This window comes from Acidocella sp. C78 (genome assembly GCF_907164655.1).
The window spans coordinates 49,322-59,501 of record NZ_CAJQZK010000021.1; the positions used below are offsets into that span (position 1 = coordinate 49,322).

Annotated in this window: 10 protein-coding genes, 1 tRNA gene and 4 pseudogenes; 9 read left to right on the top strand and 6 right to left on the bottom strand. The window is 66.3% G+C overall.

What is annotated here, in order from left to right:
- Positions 1-158 precede the first annotated feature (158 nt).
- The 5 genes from flgF to ACIDOCELLA78_RS000000108635 all read left to right on the top strand — a co-directional run bounded on the left by flgF (position 159) and on the right by ACIDOCELLA78_RS000000108635 (position 4,460).
- Positions 159-902: a flagellar basal-body rod protein FlgF gene (gene flgF / locus ACIDOCELLA78_RS000000108615; protein ID WP_201729236.1), complete on the top strand. Its 744-nt coding sequence runs from the start codon at positions 159-161 to the stop codon at positions 900-902.
- A 27-nt stretch (positions 903-929) separates the two neighbouring features.
- Entirely contained in the window at positions 930-1,712 is a 783-nt protein-coding gene (flgG, locus tag ACIDOCELLA78_RS000000108620; protein ID WP_201729237.1) for a flagellar basal-body rod protein FlgG, read from the top strand.
- Between the two features lie 10 nt (positions 1,713-1,722).
- Positions 1,723-2,721, top strand: coding sequence for a flagellar basal body P-ring formation chaperone FlgA (gene flgA / locus ACIDOCELLA78_RS000000108625; RefSeq protein WP_201729238.1), 999 nt, complete (start codon positions 1,723-1,725; stop codon positions 2,719-2,721).
- Positions 2,714-3,493, top strand: a complete 780-nt coding sequence (flgH, locus tag ACIDOCELLA78_RS000000108630; RefSeq protein ID WP_201729244.1) for a flagellar basal body L-ring protein FlgH — start codon at positions 2,714-2,716, stop codon at positions 3,491-3,493. Before flgA ends, flgH begins: the two co-directional genes overlap by 8 nt.
- Positions 3,494-3,705: 212 nt before the next feature.
- Positions 3,706-4,460 (top strand): IS5 family transposase gene (locus ACIDOCELLA78_RS000000108635; protein WP_374223207.1). Its coding sequence is split into 2 segments (ribosomal slippage): positions 3,706-4,026 and positions 4,029-4,460, totalling 753 coding nucleotides; the frame shifts between segments, so codons are not numbered across the junction.
- A 242-nt stretch (positions 4,461-4,702) separates the two neighbouring features.
- Here ACIDOCELLA78_RS000000108635 and ACIDOCELLA78_RS000000108640 read toward each other — a convergent pair.
- From ACIDOCELLA78_RS000000108640 to ACIDOCELLA78_RS000000108660, 5 genes are all read right to left on the bottom strand, one after another.
- A tRNA-Met gene (locus tag ACIDOCELLA78_RS000000108640) sits at positions 4,703-4,777 on the bottom strand.
- 54 nt (positions 4,778-4,831) lie between these two features.
- Positions 4,832-5,308, bottom strand: coding sequence for a 23S rRNA (pseudouridine(1915)-N(3))-methyltransferase RlmH (locus tag ACIDOCELLA78_RS000000108645; RefSeq protein ID WP_249676289.1), 477 nt, complete (start codon positions 5,306-5,308; stop codon positions 4,832-4,834).
- On the bottom strand, positions 5,305-5,670 hold the full coding sequence (gene rsfS, locus ACIDOCELLA78_RS000000108650) for a ribosome silencing factor (protein ID WP_374223260.1): 366 nt from the start codon (positions 5,668-5,670) through the stop codon (positions 5,305-5,307). Before rsfS ends, ACIDOCELLA78_RS000000108645 begins: the two co-directional genes overlap by 4 nt.
- A 155-nt stretch (positions 5,671-5,825) precedes the next feature.
- Positions 5,826-6,509 carry a nicotinate-nucleotide adenylyltransferase gene (locus ACIDOCELLA78_RS000000108655; protein WP_307850923.1) on the bottom strand — a complete coding sequence of 228 codons (684 nt, stop codon included), beginning with the start codon at positions 6,507-6,509 and terminating at the stop codon, positions 5,826-5,828.
- Complete coding sequence (locus ACIDOCELLA78_RS000000108660) at positions 6,467-7,729, bottom strand: glutamate-5-semialdehyde dehydrogenase (RefSeq protein ID WP_201729239.1); 1,263 nt, start codon at positions 7,727-7,729, stop codon at positions 6,467-6,469. The genes ACIDOCELLA78_RS000000108655 and ACIDOCELLA78_RS000000108660 overlap by 43 nt, the downstream gene beginning before the upstream one ends.
- Here ACIDOCELLA78_RS000000108660 and ACIDOCELLA78_RS000000108665 point away from each other — a divergent pair.
- The 4 pseudogenes from ACIDOCELLA78_RS000000108665 to ACIDOCELLA78_RS000000108680 form a co-directional block, all read left to right on the top strand.
- Positions 7,728-8,096 (top strand): annotated as a pseudogene (locus tag ACIDOCELLA78_RS000000108665) (GNAT family N-acetyltransferase; N-acetyltransferase); the annotation flags it as partial. The gene ACIDOCELLA78_RS000000108660 and the pseudogene ACIDOCELLA78_RS000000108665 overlap by 2 nt on opposite strands.
- A gap of 13 nt (positions 8,097-8,109) precedes the next feature.
- A pseudogene (locus ACIDOCELLA78_RS000000108670) lies at positions 8,110-8,238 on the top strand (hypothetical protein); the annotation flags it as partial.
- A 272-nt stretch (positions 8,239-8,510) separates the two neighbouring features.
- Positions 8,511-8,834: pseudogene (locus ACIDOCELLA78_RS000000108675) on the top strand ((deoxy)nucleoside triphosphate pyrophosphohydrolase); the annotation flags it as partial.
- A gap of 14 nt (positions 8,835-8,848) precedes the next feature.
- Positions 8,849-9,606 (top strand): annotated as a pseudogene (locus ACIDOCELLA78_RS000000108680) (competence/damage-inducible protein A).
- A 51-nt stretch (positions 9,607-9,657) separates the two neighbouring features.
- Here the strand turns inward: ACIDOCELLA78_RS000000108680 and ACIDOCELLA78_RS000000108685 are convergent.
- Positions 9,658-9,963 carry a hypothetical protein gene (locus tag ACIDOCELLA78_RS000000108685; RefSeq protein ID WP_201729240.1) on the bottom strand — a complete coding sequence of 102 codons (306 nt, stop codon included), beginning with the start codon at positions 9,961-9,963 and terminating at the stop codon, positions 9,658-9,660.
- Between the last annotated feature and the right edge of the window lie 217 nt (positions 9,964-10,180).

Consider the following 10,180-nt stretch of genomic DNA (forward strand, 5'->3'; position numbering starts at 1 on the left):
TTTGTTCTTATTTTGTTCTTTTTCGGGCGGGCGTCAATCCCGATATCGCGATGGTGGCGGGGCAAATTTATTCGCCTGCTTAGCCGAACATTAAGCTTTAACCGCCATTGTTTCCCTGCACGTTCCGGTGTGACGTCCCAAAAGGGTGACAGGTCAGGATGCAGAATACCAGCACGATCATTCTTTCGCGCATGCTGACGGCATCCCGCGATGTCGACGTGATCGCGAACAACATCGCCAATGCGTCCACGCCCGGCTATCAGTCGCTGCACCTCGCCTCGACATCCTGGCTCGATCACATGCGCGGCGTTACCGCGCCGCCCGGCGGGTCCACCCAAGCCTATACCCAGGCCAACGGCACGTGGCGCGACGCGCAGCCGGGGACCATCCGCAACACCGGCAATCCTCTCGATCTCGCACTTCCGGCCGGCGGCTATTTCACCGTCCAGACCCCGAACGGTCCCCGCCTGACGCGGGACGGGCAGTTCAACCTGATGCCCGACGGCACGATCGCCAATGCCGATGGCTACAGTCTTCTCAGCACGAACGGTCAGCCCATCACGGTGCCGCCGCAGAGCGGCGCGCTGACCATCGCGGCCGATGGGACGGTCAGCACCCAGCAGGGCATTATCGGGCAGGTCGGCGTTGTCACCGTTGCGAACCCGCAAACCCTGACTGCCCAGGGCGCCAATCTCTTCCAGACGACAACTCCGCCGATTCCATCGCCCAACCCGCAGATCGTGCAGGGGGCGATCGAGGAATCGAATGTCCAGCCGGTCACGGAAATCACCAACATGATCCAGGCCAGCCGGAACTACGAGATGCTCGCCCAGTTCCTGACCTCCGAGAAGAGCCGCAGCCAGACCGCCATCTCCCAGATCCTCGGCGGCACGACCAGCTGACGCCACTGTCCTGACAGGAAAGCAAGAATGCGCGCACTCGACATCGCCGCCACCGGTATGCAGGCCCAGCAGACCAATGTGGAAGTCATTTCCAACAATATCGCGAACATGACGACCACGGGCTACAAGGCCCAGCGGGTCGCCTTCCAGGACCTGCTGTATCAGGATCTGCGGCGTGCGGGGTCGAACAGTTCGGATGCCGGCACGATCGTGCCCTCCGGCACCCAGATCGGCCTCGGCGTGAAGACCGCCGCGATCTACAGGATCGATCAGCAGGGCAATCTTCAGCAGACGAACAACACGCTCGACATGGCGATTTCCGGGAACGGATGGTTCCAGGTGACCCTGCCCTCCGGCCAGCTCGCCTACACGCGCGATGGCACGTTCGGGCTGTCGCCGAATGGCACGATCGTGACGGCGGATGGGTATATCGTGCAGCCGGGCATCCAGGTTCCGACAAACGCCACGAATGTCACGATCAACGCCTCCGGCCAGGTTCAGGTCTCGCTGCCTGGGCAGACCGCGCCGCAAACGGTTGGTCAGTTGCAGCTCGCAGTCTTTCCCAACGATGCCGGTCTTGCCGCGCAGGGGGGGAACCTCTTCCTCCAGACCGCCGCCTCCGGCAACCCGGTGACCGGCGCGCCCAGCGCCCCTGGTTTCGGAACGGTGATGCAGGGCTTCGTCGAGAACTCGAATGTCAACGTTGTCAGTGAAGTGACCGATCTCATCACTGCCCAGCGCGCCTACGACATGAACAGCCAGGTCGTCACCGCAACCAACCAGATGCTTCAGACCCTGACGCAACTCTGAGGATTGCGACATGCCCCGATCGACCGGACGCACGATTGCGGTTCTGACCGTCATGATCGGCCTTGCCGCCGGTGTCGCGGTCGCGGCGCCGGCGCCGCGCGGGATCGTCACGATCAACCGCTCCGTCGTTCAGCTCCAGGATCTGTTCAGCGATGCGGGGCCGAAGGCCAAGGATGTGCTGGGCCCAGCCCCTGCGCCGGGTCAGCGTATCGAGGTGGGCGGAGCGCAGCTCTCGGCCATTGCCCGTGCCTATGGCGTCGGCTGGACGGGCGGTGGCCCCGACAATGTCGTGGTCATCGAGCGCCCGGGCGTGCCGGTCCGGGCTGCTTCGATCACGCGCGCGTTGCGGCCCGCCCTGCTCGGCGCGGGGGCGCCTGATCATTTCGTGGTTCAGCTGGGCTCCGATCGCCTGCCGATGATCCCGCCCGGCGCGCTGCCTGATATCGTGGTCAACAATATTCGCTACGATCAGGTCAATGGTCAGTTCGCCGCCTCCGTCCTGATCAGCGCCACGGGCATGAAGCCAGAAAGCTTCGATATTTCCGGAATCGCGGCACCCGCCGAGCGGGTGATTGTCGCCCGTCATACGCTACAACCCGGCGATGTCGTCACCATCAATGACGTCAAGATGGCATGGGTCGCGAGGGCGGCATTGCCACAGGGCATGCTGACCAGCGCATCCGAGGTTCTCGGCATGCAGATCAGCCGCCGCCTTGCTGCGGGCACCCCGCTGAGCCGGCAAAACATCGCCCGGGTCATGATGGTTACCCGTGGGGCGACGGTCAGCCTCGCGGTCGAGACGCCCGGTCTTGAAGTGACCGCCGAGGGTGTCGCGCTGGCTTCTGGCCCGGAAGGTGCGGTGATCCCGGTTTTGAACCCCAGCTCGCGCGAGGTGGTGCAGGCCGTGGTGGATGGCCAGAATCATGCCCACGTCATCCCCGGCAGCCATCCCACGCCGCAGAACGGAACGGTGCCATATTACAACCGCATGGTCGGACAGAATGGCTGAACCCTTTCTCGTCTTCCTGTCGAAACAGCGTCGACGCGGGCTGAGGATCTCCGTTTTTGCCGCCGTATCGCTATTGCAGGGCTGCGGCACGTTTTCGAACCTCGCCTATGTCGGCCGGCCGCCGCCGATGTCGCCCATCGTCAATCCGACCAAGGAGCCATCGTGGCGTCCTGTGAGCATGCCGATGCCGCCGCTTCGGAAGGCGCCGACCGAGCCCGACAGTCTCTGGCGGCGGGGCGCGCGCGCATTCTTCAAGGATCAGCGGGCTTCACAGGTTGGCGATATCATCACCATCCTGATCAACATCAATGACAATGCCAATCTGAAAGACCAGACGACACTTGGTCGAACCGGGTCGGAATCCCTCGGCGTGCCGAACCTGTTCGGTCTGGAGAGCCTGATCCCACGGGTGATCGGCAAGGCTGTCAGCCCGTCGAGCCTTGTGTCGGTGTCCAGCGCCGGCAATTCGACCGGCACCGGGCAGATCCAGCGCAACGAAGCGGTTTCGCTCTCGCTTGCGGGCGAGATCACCCAGGTACTGCCGGATGGAAATTTCGTGGTGATGGCCAAGCAGGAAATGCGGGTCAATCATGAATTGCGGGTTTTGACCGTCTCCGGCATTTGCCGGCCGCAGGATATTTCGAGCAGCAACACCATCCAGTCGAACCAACTGGCCGAAGCGCGGATATCCTATGGCGGCCGCGGCATTGTCAGCGGACAGCAATCGCCTCGCTACGGTCAGCAGATTCTCGACGATATCGTCCCGTTCTGATTTTGCGGTAGAGGCGCTGACCGCAAGGGCGGGCTCGTCATCTAGAGCACTTTCCGATCCATCCGGATCGGATGTAGTGCTCTATGATATTGATAATCAGAGCATCTTTATCCGATCAGATGACTCCATCTGATCGGATGATGCTCTAGGTTCTGTACCTATTGCCATGACTACGGAGCGTCTGATTCAAGTCTGTTTGGAGGACTTGGAACATGGCGGAACTTTTCTGGCTGAACGACACGCAATGGGCTGCGATCGAACCATTGCTGCCGAAGCTTGGCGGCAAGCCTCGGGTTGATGACCGCCGGGTGCTGAGCGGCATCCTGCATCGCTTTCGCGAGGGCTTGCGATGGCGAGCGCTTCCTGAGGCCTATGGGCCACGAACCACGGTGTTCAACCGGTTCAACCGCTGGAGCCAGCGTGGCCTCTGGCAGGAGATCTTTGCGGCCCTGGTCGCCTGCGCGTATCCGCCGCGCATCGCCATGGTGGACAGCACCTCGGTTCGGGCACATCGCGCGGCCGCGGGCGGTAAAGGGGGGCGCAAAGCCAGGCTATCGGCCGGTCGAGGGGTGGACGGACGACCAAGATCCACGCCGTCGCGGATGAGCAGGGACGCATCGCCGCACTCCTCCTGACGCCGGGACAGGCCTCCGACATCAGCGGCGCCAGGGCGCTTCTGCCCACAATACCGCCACCAGAAGAGCTGATCGCCGACAAAGCCTACGACGCCGATGACCTGCGCGCCTTCCTCACCCGCCAAGGCACCAGGCCCGTGATCTCGCCCATGCCCAACCGCCGCGCCATTCCGCCCTTCGACCCCGTCGCCTACAGAAAGCGCAATCTCATCGAACGCGCCTTCTGCAGGCTCAAGGACTGGCGCGCCATCGCCACACGCTACGACAAAACCGCACGAAATTTCCTCGCAGGTATCTGCCTCGTCCTCGCCGTCACATCTTGGATCAGTTGAGTCCAGAACCTAGGCGAAGCCGCTCCTGTCGGCGGGCAAGCCTCGTCAATCTGTCATACGGCTCGGGTTTTACCGATTGATGTCAATATCGACAGCGATTCAAAGTCATCATCGTGGACGGCAGGTCAAGTTCTGCGCTGTGCGACAGTTACACGATCCACAAACAGTCGAATACAATTGACACAGACGCGGCTAAACCGGGATCTGCTCACAAGCCAAAACAAAAATGGAATTGAAAGCCGTGGTAGCGGCGGGCGGATTTGAACCACCGACCAAGGGATTATGATTCCCCTGCTCTACCGCTGAGCTACGCCGCCCCATGGCTGGCGCTGAGGTAGCCTCACCGGAGAGGCAAGTCAATCATGTTGTCTTCATGGCCGCCCCGCCCGGTGATAGGGGTGCCCGGTGAGGATGCATTGTGCCCGGTAGAGCTGTTCTGCGAGAACTGCGCGGGCGAGAAGATGGGGCAGGGTCAGCCGGCCAAGTGACAGCACAGCATCCGCGCGTTCGATGATGCGCCGCTCCAGCCCCTCGGCGCCGCCAATCACGAAGGCCAGCGGCCGGCCGGATTCGCGCCAGGAGGCGAGCATCGCGGCGAAGGCGGCGCTGTCAGGCGTCTTGCCATCGAGATCGAGGGCGATGACCAGATCGTCGGCGGTAAGGCGGCGGAGGATGGCATCGGCCTCGCGCCGCTTGATCTCGGCCGGGCTGCCGGTGCCGTCCGGCAGGGAAACGATTTCCGGCCGTGGCTGAAGCCGTTCGGCGTAGCGGGCGACGAGGTCGGCCTCCGGCCCCCTGGTGTCGCGCCCGATCGCGACGATGCGCAACCGGGCGCCCGCAACCGTCAAGCCGGTTCGTCCAGATCCGCACTCCACATCTTTTCGAGCGCGTAGAGCTCGCGGGCTTCCGGCTTGAAGAGATGGACGACGATGTCGCCGGCATCGACCAGCACCCAGTCCGATCCGCCGGCGCCTTCGACTTGCACACGCTTGACGCCGATCGCGGCGAGCTTCTCGAGCAAATGGGTCGCCATCGCGGCGATCTGCCGGTCTGCAAGCCCGGTGGCGACCACCATGCGGTCGGCGAAGCTGGCGCGGCTGGCAAGGTCGATCGTCACGATATCCTCGGCCTTGTCGTCGGCGAGGCTCTCGGTGATGACCTGTTCCATCTGCGCGAGCCGTTCGGCCGCCTTGTCCGCGCTGCGGCGGATGCGGGCGGCTTGCGGCGCGGGGCCGGCGATGGCGGCCTTCTTGCGCGGGGTTCCGGGGGCTTTGGGCGCAACCTCGGCGGGAAGCGGCGGTTTGCGCTTCGGCGCCGGCTTGCGCGATGCGGTGGCGGGCGGGGTCGGGCGGGTCGGCGGGCGGGCTATGGCCGGTCTCCTTGAATGCCGTGCGACGCGCGGGCCTTGCGGGCACGGGCGCGCAGCGCGGTGGCTGATAACGGATTTTCGCGCGCGGGCAGCCAGGTCCAGGCCGGCGGCGGGCTGCCGGCGAGGGCTGCCGCCGAACGTGCGGCGATCCGCGCATGCCGTAGCACATCGGCGGCCCGCCCGGCCAGCGCGGCGCGCGTTTCGCCCGGCCGCGGCAGCACGGCGATCGGCACGCCGGCGGCGATGTCCCGCCAACGGTGCCAGCGGGGGAGCTGGGCGAGGTTGTCGGCTCCCATGATCCAGACGAAGTTTGCGCGGGGAAAGCGGCGGCGGAGCTGGGTCAGGGTGTCGGCCGTCCGGCGGGTGCCGAGCGCGGCTTCGATCCCGGTCGCCACCAGCCGTCGTCCATCGGCGAGGCGCGCCGCGGAGGCGAGGCGTTCGGCGAAGGGGGCCATATCGGCGCGGCTTTTCAGTGGGTTGCCGGGCGAGACCATGAGCCAGACCTGATCGAGCCGCAGGGCGCGCCGCGCTGCTGTCGCGACGTGACGATGGCCTTCATGCGCGGGGTTGAAGCTGCCGCCGAGCAGGCCGATGCGCAGCGGCCTGCGGTCGCCGAAGCGCGGCAGCCGGTCTTTGCTCAGGGACGCACCTGGCCGGTGCCGACGACGTGATAGCGGAATGTCGTCAGTTGCGCCGGGCCGATCGGGCCGCGGGCATGGATTCGCCCGGTGGCGATGCCGATCTCGGCGCCGAAGCCGAATTCGCCGCCGTCGCAGAACTGGGTCGAGGCGTTCCACATCGCCACCGCGCTGTCGGTGCCGGCGAGGAAGCGGGCGGCGGCATCGGCGTTTTCGGTAATGATCGCCTCGGTATGCGACGAGCCGTGCCGGGCGATATGGTCGAGCGCGGCGTCAATGTCGTCGACGACGCTGACCGAGAGCACCGAATCGAGCCACTCGGTGTTGAAATCGTCGGGTCCGGCGGCCGGAAGGTGCGGCACGATCGCCCGCGCGCGGTCATCGGCGCGGAAAGTGCAGCCCAGGGCGGCGAGATCCTCGATGAGATGCGGCAGCACGGCAGGGGCGATGGCTGCGTCGATCAGCAGGGTTTCAGTGGCGCCGCAGATGCCGGTGCGCCGCATTTTCGCGTTGGCGAGAACGGATCGGGCCATTTCGAGATCGGCCTCGGCGTGGATGTAGGTGTGGTTGAGTCCCTCGGCATGGGCAAGCACGGGCACCCGGGCTTCGCGCTGCACCCGCTCGACCAGCGACTTGCCGCCGCGCGGGATGATGAGGTCGATCTGCCCGGACGCGCCCAGCATCGCCGCGACGAAGGCGCGGTCGATATTCGGGGCGATCTGCACGGAGCCATCGGGAAACCCGGCCTGGCGCAGCCCCTTGGTCATCGCGAGATAGATCGCGGTGTTCGAATGATAGCTTTCCGAGCCGCCGCGCAGGATCACCGCATTGCCCGACTTGATGCAGATTGCCGCCGCATCGGCGCCGACATTGGGGCGGCTTTCATAAATCATGCCGATCACGCCGAGTGGCTGCGGCACGCGGCGAATCACGAGGCCGTTGGGCCGCGTCCATTCGGCGAGGCTGCCTGCGAGCGGGTCGGGCAGGTCGGCGATCGCCTCGATGCCGGCGGCGATCGACTCGATGCGCGCCTCGTTCAGCAGCAACCGGTCACGCATCGCCGGCGATCCCGCGAAACTGTCGAGGTCGCGGGCATTGGCGGCGAGGATGTTCACGGCGTGGATTCGCAGCTCGGCCGCGGCGGCGCGCAGCGCGCCATCGCGCCGGGTCGCCGGCATCGCCGCAAGGCTGCGAATCGCGGCGCGCGCCCGGCCGGCGGCGGCGCTGAGGATTTCTTCGGCTTTATGGGTCGCGGTGTCCATGCTGGAAGAATTGCGCGTCCGCGGCCGGCAAATCAACCGTCAAACCGTGGATCGCCCTTTCGGCCGCGCGCCGGACAAGCTATCCCGAAGCGGTCAGGAGACAGTGCGGGGGTTTTTCGTGCCGGACATCGCCACCAGGGACGCCGTTGGAACGGCCGTGCTGCGGCCGCTCGCGCAGGAGGATGCCGCCCGCTTCCACCAGCTCATCAACGACTGGGACATTTGCCGCCGGCTACCGGAGGCGCCGTTTCCCTATCCGCTGGAGACGGCCGAGGCGTGGGTGGCCGCCGCGGTGGCCGACCGTGCGGCCGGACGCGCCCATGAGTTCGCGATTGTCGACGCGGATGGCGGCATGATCGGCAGCGCCGGGCTACGGCTCGATGCCGCGCGGGCAGCGCCGCGCTGGGCTACTGGATCGGCCGCCGTTTCTGGCGCCGCGGTCATGCCGGGCGGCCGTCGCCGAGCTGCTGCACTGGGGGTTCGCCGAGCTGCCGATCTCCACGATCGAGGCGACGGTGGCCGCCGACAACGCAGCTTCGATCGCGCTGCTCGAAGGCGCCGGGTTCAGCGCGACGGGCCGGGGCCATGCGAAATTCATCGGCCAGCCCGGCGCGAGCCTGCCGGTGGTGCATTATGCGATCACGCGGGAGGCGCTGGCGCTGCGCCATCTTGCCGCCCCGAGCCGGTGGCTGTCGCCGCCGCCGCGAAGCCGTTGGTGCTCGTGGCCGCCTGCGCGCTGGTCGACATCGAGGGACGAATCCTGCTCGCCCGCCGCCCGCCGGGGAAGAAGATGGCGGGGTTGTGGGAGTTTCCGGGCGGCAAGCTCGCCCCCGGCGAAACCCCGGAACAGGCGCTGGTGCGCGAGATGGAGGAGGAACTCGGCATTCGGCTCCGCGAGGAGGATGTCGCGCCGTTCGCCTTCGCCTCGCACGCCTATGACCAGTTCCATCTGCTGATGCCGCTCTATCTCGCCCGCCGCTGGAGCGGCACGCCCGAGCCGCGCGAGGGCCAGGCGCTGGCCTGGGTGCCGCCGGACCGCCTCGACGAATATCCGATGCCGCCGGCCGACCGCCCGCTGCTCCCACTGCTGCGCGATTTTCTGTGATCCGGGAGACCTGTATGTCCAGCAACCCCACCGCCGCCATCCTGATCATCGGCAACGAGATCCTCTCCGGCCGCACGCAGGACGTGAACACGAAATTCATCGCCGGCCGGCTGGCCGCGCTCGGCCACCGGCTGGAAGAGGTACGGGTGGCGCCGGATGTCGCCGAGCGGATCGTCCGCGCGGTCAATGAACTGCGCGCCGCCTATGACAACGTGTTTACCACCGGCGGTATCGGGCCGACGCATGACGACATCACCAGCGAATGCATCGCCGCCGCTTTCGGCGTGCCCTGGGAAAAGCACCAGGAGAGCTGGGATGCGCTGGAGCGGCATCTCGGACGTGAGCAGTTCAACGAGGCGCGGCAGCGCATGGCGATGCTGCCGCGCGGCGCCGTGCCGATCCCGAATTCGGTCTCGATCGCGCCGGGGTTCTCCATCGGCAATGTGCATGTGATGGCCGGCGTGCCGCGGATCATGCAGGCGATGTTCGCGGGGCTGGAAACGGTGCTGGCGCGTGGCACGCCGATCGCGATGCGGGCTGTTCACGGCTTGGGGTGAAGGAAGGCAGCATCGCCGCCGGGCTATCGGCGATCCAGGCGCGGTATCCGCAGGTCGATGTCGGCAGCTATCCGTTCTACCGTGAATCGGGCAGCGGGGTCGCCGTTGTCGTCAAGGGCACGGATGTCGAGGCGCTGGAGGCCGCGATCGGCGCGGCCGAGGCGCTGATCGCGGCCGAGGGGATCACGCCGGTTCGGGGTGAGCCGCCGGTGTGATGCTGGCGTGGTTGGAAACCCGCATCCGCCCCTCCCGGATCGGATGCGGCTTCAGTGATCGTGGTCGCCGCCGAGCGGCAGGGTGAAGCCGAAGGACAGGCCTGCCGGGAAAGCCGGCGCAACATAGGCCGGAGGCGGCGGAGCATAATAGGCGGGCGGCGGCGGCGCGTAATAGCCGGGTGGCGGCGGCGGCGCGTAATAGACCGGCGGCGGCGGTGGCGCGTAATAAGCCGGTGGGCCGGCGAAGCCGATCGAAAAGCTCGGGCCGCCATCCCAGTCCGCACGGGCGACGCCGGTCGCGGCAAAGGCGACACAGGCGGCCATCGCGCCGCCGACGATGATGCTGGTTCGCTTCATGTGGGCATCTCCTGATCGATGCTCGTAAACTGTCAGGGAAATGCGGCGGAATTCGGCGATGCTGCTTTACTGCCTGGTGAAATTTCGTTCATCCGCCGGGCTCAGCCCTGGCGCATGCCCACCGCCTCGATGAACAGCGCGACGATCAGCACGGCGAGCACGACGATCGAGATCGCCCAGCGCAGGACGAGGTAGTTTCCCGGCACGATGTCGCGCC